This is a genomic window from Actinoplanes sp. NPDC049668 (genome assembly GCF_044465445.1).
In the GTDB taxonomy this organism is placed as follows: Bacteria; Actinomycetota; Actinomycetes; order Mycobacteriales; family Micromonosporaceae; genus Actinoplanes.
In genome coordinates, this window is record NZ_JBITLR010000008.1 from 1 (window position 1) to 18,196 (window position 18,196).

Below are 18,196 nucleotides of genomic sequence, written 5' to 3' on the forward strand. Positions count from 1 at the left end.
TGAGCCAGGATCAAACTCTCCAACAAAAACCTTTGGAAAATCATCCCGGCAACAAATTCCGAAAACTTGCTGCCAAAGGAAACCACAACCAAACCTGCAAAAAGCAGACCCAGCCATGACATAAACCTATTGGCACTGGCTTATCAAGCACCCTGTTGAGTTCTCAAAGAACAACCACACACCGACCTTGCCACCTTGTTCAGGTGACCCGCTCGGGGCAACCGCTCTAACTTACCCGGTCGACTTCGCCAGCGCAAGACCTAGATCTTGGAAGATCCGAAGACCTTCGTAGCATCGCCCGAATGGTTCCCGCGCTGACGCTCACCCCGCCGGGGTGGTCGTCGATGCGGATGGCCTCTGCAGACCGGCCGATGATCGCTTAACGATCCATCCGCCCGGCTCCTGCTGGCCGTTTGACTCTACCCGGTCGTTCTCGCTGGCGCAAATCCGGTTTCCCGGCACCCGCTTCGCCCGGTCGCTGAGGTCAGCATATCGCTTCCCGTCAGCCGCCCTCGAGGTTCCTTCGGATCGGTCACTTTCGTGCCGCTCCGTCCGGTTCCCCTCGGGCAGAGAGAAAGTTACGCGACCCCCCACCCGAAACGCAAATCGACGGTCATGCACGTCCCGCCATCACGTGCCCGCCCGTGCCAGAGTGGCAGTCATGGCCGCTTCCCCGGTGCTTGCCGCCGACGCACTGTTCAGTCTGCTGACGCCGCTGACACAGCTGCTCATCGGCGTTCTCGTGCTGGCCGCGGTGGTCGTCTCCGTCCACCGCCTGTTCATGCGCGGACCTACCCGGATGGGCGGAGCAATGCTCCTCGTGGGCGGCGCCCTGGTGTGCGTCGCGGTCCTCAGCTATCTCGTGCAAAGCCTGTAGCCGCCCTGCCGATACGCAGTCACGCCGCGGTACATCTCGTCGCACTTGACCCGGAAGACGACGCCGGCCCATCGCCGGCCGCCACCACCACCCTGCTCCACCCGCCATTTCTAGCCGCCAACGCCCGGTGTCGCCCGCACCTGCACCCCGGCCCGGCCCGGCGCGTTCGGAATGCCAGCGCCCCGACGCCGACCTTCACGAACTGAGGGCGGCGGAGCTGCCGAGACCCCTGCTTGCGCTGCCCGGCTGTCGTCGGCGCGGTTCCACGCCGTGGCCACCCCTCAGCCCACCGCCCGTTCAGGAACCGCGAATCAGATCGCCGTCCAGCAACTCGGCCTTTGCCAGCCGGTCCGGTGCACGATGATCAAGAAGCTGGCTCGCAACACCGGAGCGGGTCGCTCGAACGTGGGACAAGCGGCCCACGGACATACGACGGCCGGTGGACCGCGGCGGCACACCGACCGGCTGCGGATGGGCAAGCCCTGCGTCCCGGATCAGAGTCGCCCCAGCCATGCCCCGATTGGCCAAGCCACGGCGGTGCGGCAACAGTCGGCCGACTCCAGATCGACTCACCCGCACCGCCGGAGCCTCCCGCGGAAACCCATGGTGGCGAGGCCTTTGACGGCGTGTGGCTTGATGTGAGTAGACCTCCGACGAGGTGCGAGTTGCGACGCTTCCTCCGAGACCCGAGGTCTTCGCATGGCAGGTGGCTGTGCTGATCACACGTGACGTGGCCAAGGGCGTCTCGGTCGCTCAGGTGGTCACGGACTCGGCTGTTCCCACGGACCGGCTACAAACGGCCGGCCCGGTGAGGGCCGAGGGCGACGCCGGTCTGGCCAACCGGCCCAGCATCGCGCATCGACCACCGGGCAAGACCTGCCTTGAACCCGAAGCAGCGCGGGTTGGCGATACACACCGTAACCAGCCGACAGGAACGGCTCGAGATCGCCTCACTGCAGCTCGCGGTGACTTCCGCGGGCGAGGCACACCGAAGCCGGCCACGGCGGAGCTACTCCAGATCGCCGGAATCTCAAGCAGGCGATGCACGCCCTAGCCGTGGCGGCGTCGCCGAGGATGCCTGCGCCGGGGAGCTTTGGAGGCCGTAGGGAGGCGGGCTACAAACGGCGGTTGGCCAGGCTCGGCAGCTCGCTGCGGATCTCCTCCAGCCGGCCCAGATCGATGTCCGCCGTCACGACGCCGGCCGTGTCCGGCGCCTGCGCCAGCACCGTCCCCCAGGGGTCGATGATCATGCTGCGGCCGAAGCAGGTGCGGCCGGGATCATGGTCGCCGATCTGGCCGGCCGCGAGCACGTAGCACTGGTTCTCGATCGCGCGGGCGCGGAGCAGGACCTCCCAATGGTCACGCCCCGTGTGCATCATGAACGCCGCCGGCACCACGATCATCCGGGCTTCGCCCTCGACGGCCAGGCGCCGGTAGAGCTCCGGAAAGCGCAGGTCGTAGCAGATCGACAGGCCCGTGCGGACGCCGTCGATGTCGGTCACCACGGTCTTGTCGCCCGGTGCCACCGAGCGGGACTCCTGGTAGGACACCCGGCCGGGGATCTCCACGTCGTACAGGTGGATCTTGCGGTAGGAGGCGGCGAGCTCGCCGGAGCGGTCGAAGACCAGCGACGTGTTGTAGGTCCGCGCGTCGTCCGGGCCGGCCTCGTGGAAGGAGCCGGCGTGCACCCAGATGCCCAGCTCGCGGGCGGCGGCGGAGAAGAACTCGGCGAACTCGCCGTCGACCGGTTCGGGTTTCGGCCGGCCGGCGGACCGGCCCAGGTAGTCCACGTACTCGGGCAGGACCGCGAGGTCCGCGCCGGCCGAGGCCGCGCGGCCAAGCAGGTCGCGGGCGGCGGCCAGATTCGCGGCCCGATCGTCCCGAGCGTTCAGCTGGCATACGGCGACGCGCATGACTGCCAGCGTACGGCCAACGCCACGCGCCCGCCGCTCCCAGGAACGAGGGCTCAGCGAGGCGGCGGCATGAACAGGGCCTCGGCGCCGACGGGCTGGTAGCCGGCCGCCAGGAACGCGCGCAGGCTCGCCGCGTTGCCCGGAGCGACCTGCGCCCACACGGGCCGGCCGTCGGGTACCAGTTGACGGGCGGCGGCCGCGAGAGAGCGTCCCAGGCCCCCGTTGCGGGCACCCTCCGCCACCTCGACGGCGGCCTCCCAGCGGCCGGCGAGGCCCCGGCCCAGGACGAGCAGCGCGGGCCCGTACGTCCAGGCCCGTACGTCCTGGCGGTACTGCCGAGCGCGGGCCACCCGGGGGTGGTCGCTGTCCGCGATCGGCGAGAGCGGGATCGCCGGTTTGCCGGGCGTCGGCGGGGCGAGCAGCACCGCGTCGATGTTGCCGGCGGTCAGGACCAGGCGCTCCTCGAGGGCGCCGAGGAACCCCGGTGAGAGCGGTGCGCTGAGGTCGTCGTCGGTGCCGAGCCGGGAGTCGACCCAGCACCGGTCGACGTCGGCGGCCACCACGACATGGCCGGGAAACGACACCACCGCCGCCCGTTGGGGCGACGGTGGTGGCACGAGCTCGAGCCAGGGGTCGGTCGGGAGTCGTTCGCGGTGCTCGACCCGGGCCAGGACCTCCGGAAGTCCGTGTGGTGCGGTCAGGCCGACTTCTCCTCGCGTTCGCGACGGGCCCGGCGACCGACGAACTCGCGGGGGACGATCGTCGGGATGACGTTCTCCACCACGACCTCACGGGTGATGAGCACCCGGGCGGCGTCGGGGTTGCTGGGCACCTCGTACATCACGGAGAGGAGGACCTCTTCCATGATGGCGCGCAGGCCGCGGGCGCCGGTGCCACGGAGCATCGCCTGGTCGGCGATCGCCTCGAGGGCGCCGGTGTCGAACTCCAGCTCGACGCCGTCGAGTTCGAAGAGCCGCTGGTACTGCTTCACGTACGCGTTGCGGGGCTCGGTGAGGATCTTGATGAGCGCCTGGCGGTCGAGGTTGCGCACGGTGGTGATGACGGGCAGCCGGCCGATGAACTCGGGGATCAGGCCGAACTTCAGCATGTCCTCGGGCATGACCTTGCTGAAGATGTCGTCCGTGTCGCGGTCCGAGATCGAGCGCAGGTGTGCGCCGAAGCCGACGCCGCCCTGGCCGACCCGGGACTCGATGATCCGGTCCAGGCCCGCGAACGCCCCACCGACGATGAACAGCACGTTGGTGGTGTCGATCTGGATGAACTCCTGGTGCGGGTGCTTGCGGCCGCCCTGCGGCGGCACGTTCGCCACCGTACCTTCGAGGATCTTCAGCAGGGCCTGCTGGACGCCCTCGCCGGACACGTCGCGGGTGATCGACGGGTTTTCGCTCTTGCGAGCGATCTTGTCGACCTCGTCGATGTAGATGATGCCCTGCTCGGCGCGCTTCACGTCGTAGTCGGCGGCCTGTATCAACTTGAGCAGGATGTTCTCGACGTCCTCGCCGACGTAGCCGGCCTCGGTCAGCGCCGTGGCGTCCGCGATCGCGAACGGGACGTTGAGCATCCGGGCCAGCGTCTGCGCCAGGTGGGTCTTACCGCAGCCGGTGGGGCCGATGAGCATGATGTTGGACTTGGCCACCTCGACGTCGCTGCCACCTCCGGGCGCGCCTGCCGACTCGGCCTGAATCCTCTTGTAGTGGTTGTAGACAGCAACCGAGAGGGCCTTCTTGGCCTGCTCCTGCCCGACCACGTAGTTGTCGAGGAACTGGCAGATCTCCATCGGCTTGGGAAGCTCTTCCCACTTCACCTCGCCGGTTTCGGCCAGCTCTTCCTCGATGATCTCGTTACAGAGGTCGATGCACTCGTCGCAGATGTAGACACCAGGGCCCGCGATGAGCTTCTTGACCTGCTTCTGGGACTTCCCACAGAAGGAGCACTTCAGTAGGTCGCCACCGTCGCCGATCCGTGCCACCTACGTTCTCCCTGCGCTCATCGGCCGGCTCATGCCGGCCCCTGGCCTGAGGATGGTTTCCTCGTCGCCAAACAACGTCCTACAGAGTTCATCGTCTGCCGACCCGCGTTACTGAGGTTGCTGGCTCGACGTTACCCGCTGTCGGGCAGTTCTCCGACCCCCCAAAACGGGCGTGTCAGGGGTCAGTCAGTCTAGCGCGCGCTGACCGACCCCCGACATGACACGTCGATGCTCAGACGCCGGCGTTCTGCAGGCTCTTCTTACGGGTGGCCAGGACGGTGTCGACCAGGCCGTACTCCTTGGCCTCGCTGGCCGTCATGATCTTGTCGCGGTCGATGTCCTTGCGGACCTTCTCCACCGACTGGTTGGAGTGCTTCGCGAGCATCTCCTCGAGCTGGGTACGCATGCGCATGATCTCGCGGGCCTGGATCTCGATGTCCGAGCCCTGGCCGTAGCCGCCCTCGGTGGCCGGCTGGTGGATGATGATCCGCGAGTGCGGGAGCGCCATCCGCTTGCCGGGGGTGCCGCCGGAGAGCAGCACCGCGGCCGCGCTGGCCGCCTGGCCGAGGCAGACCGTGCTGATGTCCGGGCGGACATACTGCATCGTGTCGTAGATCGCCGTCATCGCGGTGAACGACCCACCGGGCGAGTTGATGTACATCAGGATGTCGCGGTCCGGGTCGGCGCTCTCCAGCGTCAGCAGCTGGGCCATCACGTCGTTGGCCGACGCGTCGTCCACCTGGACGCCGAGGAAGATGATCCGGTCCTCGAACATCTTGTTGTACGGGTTCGACTCCTTCACGCCGTACGACGTGCGCTCGACGAACGAGGGCAGGACGTAGCGGTTGTGCACCGGAGCGAACCCGGGAGGCATCGTCAGGTCGGTCATTGTCAGCTCCTCAGTTCAGCGTTCCGGCGCCCTCGGGAACCTGCGTGGCACCCGTGATCACCTTGTCGATGAAGCCGTAGTTCTTGGCCTCCTCGGCCGTGAACCAGCGGTCCCGGTCGGAGTCGGCCTCGATCTGCGCCTGGTCCTGGCCGGTGTGGAAGGCCACCCGGTCCTGGAACATGCGCTTGGTGTAGAGCATCTGCTCGGCCTGGATGGCGATGTCGGCGGCCGTGCCGCCCATGCCACCCGACGGCTGGTGCATCATGATCCGCGCGTGCGGCAGCGCGTAGCGCTTGCCCGCCGTGCCGGCACAGAGCAGCAACTGCCCCATCGACGCGGCCATGCCCATGGCCACGGTGGAGACGTCGTTGTCGATGAACTGCATGGTGTCGTAGATCGCCATGCCGGAGTAGACGGAACCACCCGGCGAGTTGATCCACAGGTTGATGTCGCGCTCGGGGTCTTCCGCGGAGAGCAGCAGCAGCTGTGCGCAGATGCGGTTGGCAACCTGATCGGTCACCTCGCTGCCGAGGAAGATGATCCGCTCACGCAGGAGGCGGTTGTAGACCGAGTCGTCCAGGTTGCCACTGAGGGAGTCACCACGCAGCGTGGGACTTGCAGGGATGTGCAGATCGGTCATGGCAGCCCTTCACAGCTGACTGTGTCGGCCGAGGGATCCGGCCGACAGGTTGTCCGTCGTAGAACCAACCTAACCGGTCGCATCCGCATCAGCTTCCCGCTCGGGCAGGTGTTCGCTGACAGCGCATCGGCTCCCGCCGTACCCGAAAAAAAGCGTGGGCCGCCGCGTGCCGCGAGGGGCGCGCGGCGGCCGAACCGAGGCGGATATCAGTGGTTGTGCCCGGCGTGCTCGTCCTCGGAGGCCTCGCGGAGGTCATCGAGGCTGAGCGTGTTGCCGTCGGAGTCCTTCATCGTGACCTGCTCCATGACGTTGGCCAGGGCCTTGCCGCGGCGCACGTCGCCGAAGACGGCCGCGGCCGCACCCGACTTCACGAGCTGGTCGTAGTACTGCTGGGGCTGCATCTGCGCGCGCTGGGCGCGGTGCACGATCTCGTGGCCGAACTCGTCGTCGGAGACCTGGATCTCCTCCGCGTCCGCGATCGTGTCGAGCAGCAGCTGGATCCGGACGCCCTCGGTGGCCGCCTCGGTCAGCTCGGTGTCGATCTGCTCCTCGGTCTTCTCCTCGGAGGTCAGGTAGTCCTCGAGGCTGGCGCCGATGCGCTCGAGCTGGTCGGTCATCGCCTGCTTGCGGCCCTCGACCTCGTCCTTGACGATGCCCTCGGGCGCCGGGATGTCGGCGGCCTCGACGAGCTGCTTGAGCGCCTCGTCGCGGGCGGCGTAGATCTGCTCGACCTTCTTGACCTTGCCCAGCCGCTCCTTGAGGTCGGCCTTGAGCTCGTCGAGGGTGTCGAACTCGCTCGCCAGCTGCGCGAACTCGTCGTCGATCTCGGGCAGCTGCTTGTCCTTGACGCTACGCACCGTGACGGCCACCTCGGCGTCGCGGCCGGCGAAGTCGCCGCCGACCAGCTGCGTGGTGAACGTGGCGTCGGCGCCCGTGACCAGGCCGACGAGGACGTCGTCGAGGCCGGGGAGAAGCTGCTTGCTGCCGACCTCGTGCGAGATGTTGGTCGCGGAGCCGCCGGGCACCTCCTCGCCGTCGACGGTCGCCCGGAGGTCGAGCTGGACGTAGTCGCCCTCCGCGGCCGGACGGTCGACGGTCTTGAGGGTGGCGAAGCGCTCACGCAGGCCGGAGATCTGCTCGTCGATCTCGTTATCGCCGATCTCGACGGCCGGAACCTCGACGGTGATGCCCGAAAGGTCCGGAATGGTGATCTCCGGACGGACGTCGACCTCCGCGGTGAACTTCAGCGGCTCGTTGTCCGCGAACTCGGTGATCTCCACCTCGGGGCGGCCGAGCGTCTTGACGTCGTGCTCGCGCACCGCGGCCAGGATCTGCTGCGGGATGGCCTCCTGCACGGCCTCGTTGAGGACCGCACCCCGGCCGACGCGCTGATCGATGACCGCTGCGGGGATCTTTCCCCGGCGGAAGCCCGGGATCTGAACCTGAGAACCGATCTCACGGTACGCCTTCAGCAGGCTGGGCTTCAGCTCGTCGAACGGCACCTCGATGGCGAGCCGCACCCGAGTCGGACTCAGAGTCTCGACGGTGCTCTTCACAGGCGTACTCCTTGATGGATCTCTTCGTGTGTTGGTGAAGTCGGGGTGGCGGGATTTGAACCCACGGCCCCTCGCTCCCAAAGCGAGTGCGCTACCAAGCTGCGCCACACCCCGTGGCGACGGCAAGTGTATGCGGTCCACCGCGTGTCGTGTGCCGCGGCGTCACCCGCGTGCGCCACGCGGGGGATATCGGGTTCGCATGCCGCGCCCGCATTCAGTAGGCTGACCCCGGCACCGCGCAGTAGTGCGGTGTCACGCGGGCGTAGCTCAATGGTAGAGCCTCAGTCTTCCAAACTGATTACGCGAGTTCGATTCTCGTCGCCCGCTCCGAGCGCGAAGGCCCAGGTCAGGGAGCATATCCCGAGCCTGGGCCTTCGTCGTTCCATAGCCCTAGATGATCTTGCGGCCATTGGCGGGCCACTAGCTCAGCCCGAGGGTCGCTCGTCCTTCTTCTTCCGGCCGCCGGCCTTCTTACCCTTCGCCGTCTTCCTGCCGGACTGCTTGGCGATCCGGCGGTCCATCGCCGAGGCGATCTCACGGTCCCGCTCGCTGGTCGCGTGCTGATAGATCAGCGCCGCCCGCATCGTTGAGTGACCCATCCGATGCATCAGCTCCCGAGTGCTCGCACCGGAGGACGCGGCGAGGGTGTTCCCGGTGTGCCGCAGATCGTGGAAGTGGAAACCGGGCAGCCCGACCGACGCCACCGCCTCGCGCCAGCCGGACGCCTTGCCGAAAGAACTCGACCGCAGCACGCGGCCCTTCGCCCCTGTGAAGATCAGCACGTCCGGGTGGCCGTCGACGAAGGCGGCCAGGTGCGCCGTGAGCGCTTCGACGGCGGCGGCCGGCAGCGCGACGACCCGGACCCCGGCCGCGGACTTCGGCGGCCCGAACTCCACCCGGCCGTCCAACACGGCGAGCTTGCGCGGCACCCGGACGAGCGCGGCGTCCAGGTCGACGTCACGCCGGCGCAGCGCGGCCAGCTCGCCCCAGCGCAGGCCCGACAGCGCGGCGACGACGACCAGGGCCGAGAAGTGAGTCGGCATGGCGTCCGCGAGCGCGAAGACCTGGGCGATGCTCGCCGTGGGGCGCTCGGGAGTGTGATAGCGGTCATAGCCGCTGATCCGGCACGGATTCTGCCGGATGATCTCGTCCCCCTTCATCGCCGTGTTGAAGATGGCCCGGAGCAGGGCGTATGCCTTGACCGCCTGCGGCTCGGGCGTGCCGCCGTCGATCAGGATGCGCCGCCATGCACGGATCGTGGCCGGCTAGACCGCGCCGAGAGCCAGCGCGCCGAGGTGTGGCCTGATGTGCAGAACTAACAGGTACTCGTAGCCCTGGCGGGTACGCGGGGCGAGGTTGCGTTCGGCGATCCACCGCTCCCCGTACGCGGAGAGCACAAGGCAACGCCCGAACCTGATTTCTCGGCCGGCTCGCCCCGGGCAGTCCTGGAAGTGCGAGAGGGTCAACCGGTCCCGGTGGAACGCGCCCTGATCACCAAGTAACGAAGCAGCGCTAGCGTCGCACGGCAGGTGTCAAGCATCAGCCATGACGGGACAGCGGCGAGGAGTCCCTTTGACCCGACAACTGATGTGCGACAGGCGTCCGTCACGTGACGTGCGACGGTCAGGCGCGCCATGTCGGCGGCAGAACGGCGCAGTCAATCTCGGCGACTCAGGTCGGATGTTCAACCATGCCGATCGATCGAGTGATCAGGTCCCTCTCCGATCTCTTGCTCGTTCTTGGCGTACCTGTTCGAGCGCGGTGGTGTCCGACTCGAGATTAGGGTGGCCGACTTGGCGGTCGAGGTCGACGACGATTTCAAGTTCGCCGACGGCTTGGTCGAGATTCCGTTCCGCCCTGTGGATCATCGCGATGTTGTACCGAGTAGTAGCTTCTCCGGCACGGTCGCCGACCTCCCGCCGGATGGACAGGGCCTGCTGGTAGTAGGCCAGGGCCTGCGGCCGGTCCCCGAGCCCGTTGTGAACGAGGCCAATGTTGTTGAGGGTGGCGGCTTCGCCGGCGCGGTCGCCGACCTCCCGAGTGATGGGCAGAGCCTGCTGGCAGTAGGCCAGGGCCCGCGGCCGGTCCCCGAGCCCGTTGTACGCGAGGCCGATGCTGTTGAGGGTTGCGCCTTCGCCGACGCGAGAGCCGACCTCCCGGGCGATGGGCAGGGCCTGCTGGAAGTAGGCCAGGGCCTGCTGCCAGTCTTCGAGCCCGTCGTACACGAGGCCGATGCTGTTAAGGGTCGCGGCCGCGCCTTCGCGGTCGCCGACCTCCCGCCGGATGGACAGGGCCTCCTGGAAGTAGGCCAGGGCCTGCGGCCGGTCCCCGAGCCCGTTGTAAACGAGGCCGATGCCGCTGAGGGCGGCAGCCTCGCCGCCGCGGTTGCCGACCTTGCGGTACCGGTGGAGCGCGTGCTCGTAGTTGGCCAGAGCCTTTCGGGGCTGCCCGGTGGAGGATTGTGCCCAGCCCAGGTCGTAGAAGGATCCGGCGTCCGGGCCGAGCGACAGGGTTGCGGTGGCCAGTGCGGCCACGTCCGCGAACCGGGATCTGGGCAGCCACAGCCCCGACACCCGGCCCCCGAGATCCCGGGCTATCGCGGGCTCCTGGCCCGCGACCGCCAGCCGGTGCACCTCCACCCATCGGGCGACCGTGACAGTCGACCTATCGCGAACCAAGGTTCCCTCCCGGCCTGCCCACCGTTGGCCGTCAACTCGGCACCGTGCCTGCCCCGCACCCGCGATTTCCGGCACCAGCCACCCTCACCCAGCAGCCGGAAGTCCTCCACCACGGCGAGCACGATACGACCGACACCGACACGGTCGACCTCAACGACCATGATCTGACAGCGACCACACCCAACCCCGAACGCGTGATCCAAAGCCACCACCGACGACGCTTCCGCAGCCAACCGACAGCACTCCCTCACCAAAGCGATGAGTCCCGACGCCCTACTGCCAACCCCGAGAACGTCTGTCGCGCATCACCTGGCGGATCCGCGTCGCACATCAATCGTCGGGTCACATGTCTACTGCGCGCCTCACTGCCGAATTGATCTCTTCTGGATCAAGGCGCCGCGCAAGCGCGGCGCGGCCGGACCGCTCGGCCTGATGGCGGCCTTCGGACGGCATCGGCCGGCGGGCCGGCCAACGGGAACTTATTCGGCGTCCTCGACGGAGGCTGCGATCATCCGACGATGGAGATCTGGTCCTACGACGGCAAGCTGTACGAAATCATCTCGATGTACAGCCTCCCCGACGCTGCCTGGCACTACGAGCTGACCGGGCTGACCGGATCCCCCGGCACCGGGCCATACCTGGCCATCGACATCCCCGACGCGACTCCGGACGGGCCGTTCACGCCGAGGCCGGCTCAACACGTCGTAGTCCACGCCGGTGGCGGCGTCGTTCCCTGGCTCATCCTGAAGAAGCTGATTGACCAGCTCGACTCCAGCGGTGACCTGGTCGACGGGGAACGCGACTTGTCAGCCGAGGCGACGGCGCTCCCGTTGACAATCAACGCTTGGTCACACGGAAGCCAACGGTTCGAGGTCAACCATTTCCACAACGGCGACGCCGACTCGTGGAGCTACGAGCTGTCCGAAGTCGACCCGGACGCCACCGAGAACAACTACCTCGACGTCCGCATCCCCGACGCAACGCCGGAGAATGGCCCGTTCACCCCGATGCCTGCCGACCACGTGACACTAACCATGCACGGCCGCTGGACACTCCCCTGGCCGGTCTTTCGGCGCTTCCTCGATGCCATCCAGGCCGCCGGAGACATCGTGGCGCCCACCGGCGACAAACCCAGGCCCGCGGACCGGCCTTGACGATCGCCGCGGGTGGTCACCCACCGCCGTGCTTCCGTCGATCGCTGCCGCACCGCTTCGCGGCTTGCCACCGGGACATGTGGTCAACGCGGGAGAATCGCCGGCGGGGCTGCGAGTGGCTGGGTCGGCGCGTGAATCCGGGCCATTGACGGGCCAGTAGCCCTGATCAACAGGGGCCGTGAGCGGGCACGAGCGGGCAGTCAGTCACCCATACTGAGCAGGCGTTTCGGTCAGACCACCCCAGTGGAAACGATCTTCCAAACTGACTACGCGAGTTCGATTCTCGTCGCCCGCTCCGAGTACGGAGGCCCAGGTCAGGGAGCATATCCCGAGCCTGGGCCTTCGTCGTTCCAGAGCCCTAGATGATCTTGCAGCCCGGGCCACGGTGACGGGCGGCGTATGAGCTGGGTCGCAACCTCAGCGAGATCCGAGCGGCGCCACCGATTCAACAGGCAAAACCTACTGGCGCACCTCCGGTTGAAAGCCCAGGCGATGGCAATGACTGCTGAAGTATCGACTACCCGCAAGCGGCCCGGCGTAGCGACGCGCTGGATGCGCGACCGCCGCCTATACACCAAGATCCTCCTTGTCGTGGTCGTGCTGTCGGCGGTTGGCGCCGGCATCGGGGCCTTCGCGATAGCGCAGATGTCACAGCTCAGCGCCGCAGTCAACGAGCTGTACACCGGCAGCATCGTGCCCGGTCAGCACCTGGAGAGGATCGCCGTCGACATCGGTGCCATGCGGTCTTCGGTGCTCAAGCACGCCCTGAGCACCTCGGACGCCCACAAGGCCCGCTACGAGCAGGAGATCAAGACCGCCGACGCGACGTTCCAGCAGGATGCGCAGGAGTACCAGAAGATCACCGTTGACCCCGCCCTGCTCACCCGGCTGGAGGCGGCGTGGCAGCGCTACCGCACCGCGCGGGACACCAGCTTCCTACCCGCCAGCAAACGCCATGCGGACGTGGAACACATCCGCGAGAACGAGCTGGACCCGGCCGCGAAACAGGCCATGACCCACCTGAACGAGCTGATCGCCGCCGAGAACGCCGAGGCCGCCGCCGACGCCGTCGACGCCGGCCAGCGGTACACCACCGCACGCACGATCACCATCTCCGTGCTCGCTGTGGGCCTGCTGCTTGCCGGATCGTTCGGACTGCTGGTGGCTCGCGGCCTGGCGCGGCGGGTACGTAGCCTGTCGGAAGTGATCCGCGCCATCGCCGACGGCGACCTGACCCGCAGTAGCGACGCGGACAGCCGGGACGAGATCGGACAAATGGCCGGCGAGCTGAACCGCGCCTGCGGTACCCTGCGCGCCACCGTTGGGCAGATCAGCGGCAGCAGTCAGACACTGACCGAATCCGCCCAGCGGATGGCGACCGCCAGCACCCAGATCGCCGGCACCGCCGAGCAGACCAGCGGCCAAGCCGACGCGGTGTCGACGGCGGCTGGACAGGTCTCGGCGAACGTCGACACCGTCGCGGCCGCCGTCGAGGAGATGACCGCGTCCATCCGGGAGATCGCGGGCAGCGCCACCGACGCCGCCGGGATCGCCCAGAACGCCGTCTTGGTCGCCCAGGCCGCCAACGGCACCATGGGCAAGCTCGGCGCCTCGTCCGCCGAGATCGGCGACATCGTCAAGGTGATCACCTCGATCGCCGAGCAGACCAACCTGCTGGCGCTCAACGCCACCATCGAGGCCGCCCGCGCGGGCGAGGCCGGCAAGGGCTTCGCGGTGGTCGCCTCCGAGGTGAAGGACCTGGCTCAGGAGACCGCCAAGGCCACCGACGAGATCTCCAGCCGCATCAAGGTCATCCAAACGGATACCAGTGCCGCGGTCACGGCGATCGGTGAGATCACGGATGTCATCGAACGGATCAACGGGTACTCGAACACCATCGCCTCAGCCGTTGAGGAACAGACCGCGACCACCAGCGAGATCGGCCGCAACGTTGCTGAAGCCGCAACCGGCGCCGTCAACATCAGCGACACCATCACGGTGGTCGCCAAGGCAGCTCAGGACACCTACCTGGGGGTCGGGGAAACCCGCCAGACCGCGAACGAACTGTCTGGCCTCGCCAGCAAGCTACAGACCCTTGTCGGCCAGTTCACGGTTTGACGATCTCTCCGCCACCCTTCCGATGAACGCGCCCGGCGGGCATCCCTGTGCCGGGCGCGGTCGCGTTCCGCGAGAAGGGTGGCGGCTTCCGCCCCGTAGCCGAAACGGCCGGTCCACGGGGGCACCCTAGACCTGAAGCTGCTGGTGAAGCTGTCCGGCGATGTTGACGACGACCGAGAACTTGAACACCTGGATCTCGTCGACGCTGAAGCTGCCGGTGACGATGGGTGGCGGCGCGTAGGCGTACACCTCGTCGTCGTTCAGGCTCAGGCCGCGCCGGTGGAATGCGGCCATGGCCAGCGCGCCCAACAGGTACTGGTCCTGGCCGTCCTCCGTCTCCAGGTCGGCGATCAGGTCGGCCCGGCTTGCCCACAGCGGCGTGAGCTCACCGCCGAGTGTGTCGAGGAACCACCACGCGCCGTGTTCGTCCTCCAGGAAGATGTTTCCGAACAGTGAGGCGAAGCGGGGCGTCTTGCCGCTCAGGTCCAGCCACGACCACGACTCCAGCGCGGCGGCGTACTGATCGTCGCTGAACTGCTTGGTGAGCTCCATGGATGTATCTCATCATCCTCGTTCGCGGCGGACCTGTTCCAGCATGGCGGTGTCGGATGCCAGGTCGGGGTGGCCGACCTGGCGGTCCAGCTCCACCACCTGTTCCAGTTCGGCGACGGCGCGGTCGAGCTCGCCCAGCTGGCGGTGGATCATCGCGATGTTGAACCGCGTGACCGATTCGCCGACCCGGTCACCGACCTCGCGGCGGATCGGCAGTGCCCGGCCGTAGTAGTCCAGGGCCTGCTGCGGGTCGCCCAGCCCGTCGTACACGCCGCCGATGTTGTTCAGCGTGACGGCCTCGCCGACCCGGTCGCCCACCTCCTGCACGATCGGCAGCGACTGCCGGTAGTAGCCCAGCGCCTGCTGCCGGTCGCCCAGGCCGTGGAACACGTGGCCGATGTTGTTCAGCGTGTTGGCCTCGCCGGCCCGGTTGCCGACCTCCCGCGTGATCGGCAGGGCCTGACCGAAGTACTCCAGCGCCCGCTGCCGGTCGCCCACACCGTCGAAGACCCGGCCGATGTTGTTCAGCGTGGTGGCCTCGCCGGCCCGGTCACCGACCTCGCGCAGGATCGGCAGGGCCTGACCGTAGTAGTCCAGCGCCCGCTGCGCGTCGCCCGCCGCCGAGAAGACGTGGCCGATGTTGCTCAACGTGACAGCCTCGCCGCCCCGGTCGCCGACCTCCCGGCGAATGGGCAGGGATTGGCCGAAGTAGTCCAGCGCCTGCTGGAGTTCACCGAGCCCGTCGTACACGTGGCCGATGTTGTTCAGCGTGGCGGCCTCGCCGGCCCGGTCACCGACCTCGCGCAGGATCGGCAGGGCCTGACCGTAATAGTCCAGCGCCCGCTTTCGGTCGCCCCAGCCGTCGTACACGCCGCCGATGTTGCTCAGGGCGGCGGCCTCGTTTCCACGCTCGTGTGCGGCCCGGTACAGGCTCAGCGCGCGCTCGTAGACGGCCAGCGCCTCGGCCGGGAAGCCGGTGACCTGTTTGGCCCAACCCAGGTGGTAGTAGGCGGCGGGGTCCTCGCCCAGGGTGAGGGTCTGCTCGGCCAGGCGGACCACGTCGGCGAACCGCGACCGGGCCAGCCACACCCGGCCGACCCGGTCTCCTACCGCACTCGCGATGCCGGCCTCGCGGCCGGCCACCGCCAGGCGGTGCACCTCCACGAGCCGGGCCGTCGAGGTCATGGTTCCGGTTCGGCGTCCACGGCCGGCTCGGCCGTGACCCAGATCTGGTAGAGCGATCGCGCCGCGGCGGCGCAGGCCTCGCGGTATTCGTCGTCGGTGATGAGCGGCCTGATCAGGGGCCGAAGGACGTTGGAGACGAAGTAGCGCGGCTCGTTGGTCTCCGGGTCGGTGCCCTCCTCGAGCAGGCCGAGCTGGACGGCCCGCCGGACGTGGGTCTGCGCCTCGGGATGGTCCTGGATGGCGAAGACGGTCGCGGAAGGGATGGGCAGCTCGACGACGTTGAGCCGGGCCAGCATCTTCTGCAGCTCCATCGGCTGGGTGCCGAGCAGCTTCTGGGCGAAGATGTTCTCCTTGCGGAACCGGTCGGCCTCGTTCTCGATGGCGGCCATCAGGGCGTCCACGTCGAGGGTGGCGTCGGGCAGGATCCGGTCGAGCCAGTCGAGCAGCCGGGGGTTGCCGCTGGCGGCCGCGACCGCCCGTTCCTTGACGGCGGTGGGGATGACGGACTCGGGGCGCAGGTTCGGCAGGTTCGCCACCTTCTTGACCTGCTCGACGTCGGTGAACGTCTCGAGCGCCTCGACGCGCAGGGTCACCCCGGGCGGCGCCGGGAACTGGTAGCGGCTGGTGATGATGACCCGGCTCGGGCTGTTGGTCTCGTCGATGGCCTTGAGCAGGGCCGGGAGGATCTTCGCCATCTCGGGCGAGAGCACGTGGCCGCCGTCGCGTTCCTCGAGGTTGCCCTGCTCGAAGTCGTCGAAGACCAGCAGGCAGGGCACCTGTCCGAGCGGTCCGTCGAACAGGTAGGTGAGCCGCGTGTACAGGTCGACCTCGTCCTTGGCGAGCACCGCGGCCGCCTCGATCTGCTGGTCGAGGCTCTGGAACCGTACCTTCGAGGTCAGTTCCCGGAACTTGGTGAGGTCGACCCGGCCGAACCAGACCGCCCGCTGGTGTGTCGGCATGCGCTCCAGCAGCCGGGAGGCGAGGGTGCTCTTGCCCAGGCCGCCCATGCCCTGCAGCACCAGGGCCTGTGCCGCGCCCGGCGTGCCGAGGGGCTGCTTGAGCGTACGCAGGCAGCGCTGAATCACCCGCCGGCGCCCGACGAAGTTGGTGCGCGAGGCGACCCGGGAGATCTGCGTCTGCGGGTCGAGGAACTCGTCGGCCGCGTGACGAACCCGGATCCGGCCGCGCCCGGGGGTGTTCAGCGGCGTCACCATCGGCGTCAGCGGCGACTTGTCGGCGTAGACGCGCAGCAGATGCCAGCTGCGGCTCTGCTCGCCGTAGAGCTGCTGGCGGGCCCGCACCACGGACAGGTCGAGCCGCTGCCCGGCGGCGAGCGCCCGGTAGAGGTACGTCGCGAACATGGTGGCCGAGACGTCGCCGACCGGCAGCGCCCAGCCCAGCACGACCGGGGCGCCCGAGTTGACCAGGCTCTCGCTCATCGACGGGATGGTTCCGTTGCCGGCGGCGCCGCCCGTGAGGCATCCCGAGACGAACACCACGCGCGGCCACTGGCCGACCATCGCGCGGGCGATCTCGTCGGCCGAGGCCAGGACCGGCCCGCCGAGCTCGTTCTCGATCAGGAACTTGGGTTGACCGTCCTGGATCGTGGCGTGGCCGCTCAGGTGCAGGACGTCGAAGTAGCCGGCGCCGTACGACTCCGCGGTGAAACGCAGCCCTTCCAGGGTCCCGCTCTCCTCGACCACGAGGTCCGTGCCGGTGTCGGCGGTCGCGGTCAGGATCCCGGACTCCTCGGCCTCGTAGCTCAGGACCGGCTCGACCCCCTCGGGCGAGGCGGCCATGAACAGCACGCGCAGCGGCCGGTTTTGTGCCTTGGCCTCGGCGGCGACGGCCGCGATCGCGCTGCAGGCCCGGATCGGCAGCAGCGGCGTGCGTTCGTTGACGGCGAGGTGCACGTCGTCCTTGACGACCAGTTCCCAGGGCAGGTGACGCAGCCGCGCCTCCGCCGAGATCCGCAGGACCACACCCCGCGGGTCGCCCGCTACCTCGCCCAGCCACCGCTCGTCGCCGTCGAGGAAGTGATAGAGCTGCTTGCCGAGCTCACGCAGCTGCGCGGCGCCGAAGACCCGCTGCGCCATGGAGTCCTCGGCGTAAATGCGTCCGACCACCTCGATCAGGTCGTCGATCGCCTTTCCGTCCAGGCCACGGGTCCGCAGCGCGTCGCCGTGCGAAAGCCGAATCTCGGAGTAGTCGGAGGTCTGCGGGAAGATCTCCATCTCGAACTGTTCCATCGCCGTGGGCCCTCACCGCCCGGCTTTCGCTCGACGTTGGAGTTCGATCTCCAACCGTTCCTGATCCACTCCAGAAAGATCAACAATGGCACCGTCGTCGAGAATGATCCTGACCTGAGTACCCTGCGATTTACGCTCGCTCCACCAGTCCCAGATCGTCTTGGCCGCGTCGACGCCGCTGAACACCAGGCCGATCGCCGCGATCACCAATTCCAGGGACCGGTGTACCTCGACCGGGGAGACACTCTCACCGGGTTTCACCGCCCGGCCCAGGGCCACCCGCAACTCCCCGGCCTGCCGTTCCGCATCGGGTCCGGACACCTCGATCGAGGCAGTCGCCATATCGCATCCCTCGCTCCGCGTAAACGCGCCACAATGAGAGCCACGACTGTATC

15 protein-coding genes and 2 tRNA genes are annotated in these 18,196 nt (G+C 68.0%); 4 read left to right on the plus strand and 13 right to left on the minus strand.

Annotated elements, in window-relative coordinates; all coding sequences use genetic code 11:
• Positions 1 to 661: 661 nt before the first annotated feature.
• Positions 662 to 877: a hypothetical protein gene (locus tag ACIBSW_RS30895; RefSeq protein WP_354719770.1), complete on the plus strand. Its 216-nt coding sequence runs from the start codon at positions 662 to 664 to the stop codon at positions 875 to 877.
• 1,115 nt (positions 878 to 1,992) lie between these two features.
• Here ACIBSW_RS30895 and ACIBSW_RS30900 read toward each other — a convergent pair.
• From ACIBSW_RS30900 to ACIBSW_RS30930, 7 genes are all read right to left on the minus strand, one after another.
• Complete coding sequence (locus tag ACIBSW_RS30900; protein WP_354719768.1) at positions 1,993 to 2,790, minus strand: carbon-nitrogen hydrolase family protein; 798 nt, start codon at positions 2,788 to 2,790, stop codon at positions 1,993 to 1,995.
• 53 nt (positions 2,791 to 2,843) lie between these two features.
• Positions 2,844 to 3,491 carry a GNAT family N-acetyltransferase gene (locus ACIBSW_RS30905; RefSeq protein WP_404799531.1) on the minus strand — a complete coding sequence of 216 codons (648 nt, stop codon included), beginning with the start codon at positions 3,489 to 3,491 and terminating at the stop codon, positions 2,844 to 2,846.
• Positions 3,488 to 4,780 carry an ATP-dependent Clp protease ATP-binding subunit ClpX gene (clpX, locus tag ACIBSW_RS30910; protein WP_354719764.1) on the minus strand — a complete coding sequence of 431 codons (1,293 nt, stop codon included), beginning with the start codon at positions 4,778 to 4,780 and terminating at the stop codon, positions 3,488 to 3,490. The genes ACIBSW_RS30905 and clpX overlap by 4 nt, the downstream gene beginning before the upstream one ends.
• 232 nt (positions 4,781 to 5,012) lie before the next feature.
• The gene (locus ACIBSW_RS30915) at positions 5,013 to 5,669 is read right to left on the minus strand and encodes an ATP-dependent Clp protease proteolytic subunit (RefSeq protein ID WP_184996955.1); all 657 of its coding nucleotides are present in this window, start codon (positions 5,667 to 5,669) and stop codon (positions 5,013 to 5,015) included.
• Positions 5,670 to 5,679: 10 nt separating this feature from the next.
• Entirely contained in the window at positions 5,680 to 6,309 is a 630-nt protein-coding gene (locus tag ACIBSW_RS30920) for an ATP-dependent Clp protease proteolytic subunit (protein WP_184996956.1), read from the minus strand.
• A 206-nt stretch (positions 6,310 to 6,515) separates the two neighbouring features.
• The gene (gene tig / locus ACIBSW_RS30925) at positions 6,516 to 7,865 is read right to left on the minus strand and encodes a trigger factor (RefSeq protein ID WP_354719762.1); all 1,350 of its coding nucleotides are present in this window, start codon (positions 7,863 to 7,865) and stop codon (positions 6,516 to 6,518) included.
• Between the two features lie 40 nt (positions 7,866 to 7,905).
• Positions 7,906 to 7,979 (minus strand) — tRNA-Pro (locus ACIBSW_RS30930).
• Between the two features lie 142 nt (positions 7,980 to 8,121).
• Here ACIBSW_RS30930 and ACIBSW_RS30935 point away from each other — a divergent pair.
• Positions 8,122 to 8,192: transfer RNA gene (locus ACIBSW_RS30935), tRNA-Gly, on the plus strand.
• Between the two features lie 98 nt (positions 8,193 to 8,290).
• On the opposite strand, the gene ACIBSW_RS30940 is transcribed toward ACIBSW_RS30935, so the two are convergent.
• Together ACIBSW_RS30940 and ACIBSW_RS30945 are read right to left on the minus strand one after the other, a co-directional pair.
• Positions 8,291 to 9,025, minus strand: coding sequence for a site-specific integrase (locus tag ACIBSW_RS30940; RefSeq protein ID WP_354719761.1), 735 nt, complete (start codon positions 9,023 to 9,025; stop codon positions 8,291 to 8,293).
• Between the two features lie 549 nt (positions 9,026 to 9,574).
• Entirely contained in the window at positions 9,575 to 10,504 is a 930-nt protein-coding gene (locus ACIBSW_RS30945) for a tetratricopeptide repeat protein (RefSeq protein WP_354719759.1), read from the minus strand.
• A 557-nt stretch (positions 10,505 to 11,061) separates the two neighbouring features.
• Between ACIBSW_RS30945 and ACIBSW_RS30950 the strand changes: the two genes are divergently transcribed.
• Positions 11,062 to 11,697 carry a hypothetical protein gene (locus ACIBSW_RS30950; protein ID WP_354719758.1) on the plus strand — a complete coding sequence of 212 codons (636 nt, stop codon included), beginning with the start codon at positions 11,062 to 11,064 and terminating at the stop codon, positions 11,695 to 11,697.
• A 477-nt stretch (positions 11,698 to 12,174) separates the two neighbouring features.
• A complete protein-coding gene (locus tag ACIBSW_RS30955) occupies positions 12,175 to 13,815 on the plus strand; it encodes a methyl-accepting chemotaxis protein (RefSeq protein ID WP_354719756.1) in 1,641 nt (546 codons plus the stop codon).
• Between the two features lie 126 nt (positions 13,816 to 13,941).
• Here the strand turns inward: ACIBSW_RS30955 and ACIBSW_RS30960 are convergent, their stop codons facing one another.
• Genes ACIBSW_RS30960 through ACIBSW_RS30975 form a run of 4 tightly spaced genes read right to left on the minus strand, consistent with a single transcriptional unit; the run spans position 13,942 to position 18,143 of the window.
• Positions 13,942 to 14,367: a hypothetical protein gene (locus tag ACIBSW_RS30960; protein ID WP_354719754.1), complete on the minus strand. Its 426-nt coding sequence runs from the start codon at positions 14,365 to 14,367 to the stop codon at positions 13,942 to 13,944.
• A gap of 12 nt (positions 14,368 to 14,379) precedes the next feature.
• Entirely contained in the window at positions 14,380 to 15,552 is a 1,173-nt protein-coding gene (locus tag ACIBSW_RS30965; protein ID WP_354719752.1) for a tetratricopeptide repeat protein, read from the minus strand.
• Positions 15,549 to 17,801 carry a CHAT domain-containing protein gene (locus tag ACIBSW_RS30970; protein WP_354719750.1) on the minus strand — a complete coding sequence of 751 codons (2,253 nt, stop codon included), beginning with the start codon at positions 17,799 to 17,801 and terminating at the stop codon, positions 15,549 to 15,551. Before ACIBSW_RS30970 ends, ACIBSW_RS30965 begins: the two co-directional genes overlap by 4 nt.
• Before the next feature lie 12 nt (positions 17,802 to 17,813).
• On the minus strand, positions 17,814 to 18,143 hold the full coding sequence (locus tag ACIBSW_RS30975) for a hypothetical protein (protein WP_354719749.1): 330 nt from the start codon (positions 18,141 to 18,143) through the stop codon (positions 17,814 to 17,816).
• Positions 18,144 to 18,196: the final 53 nt, after the last annotated feature.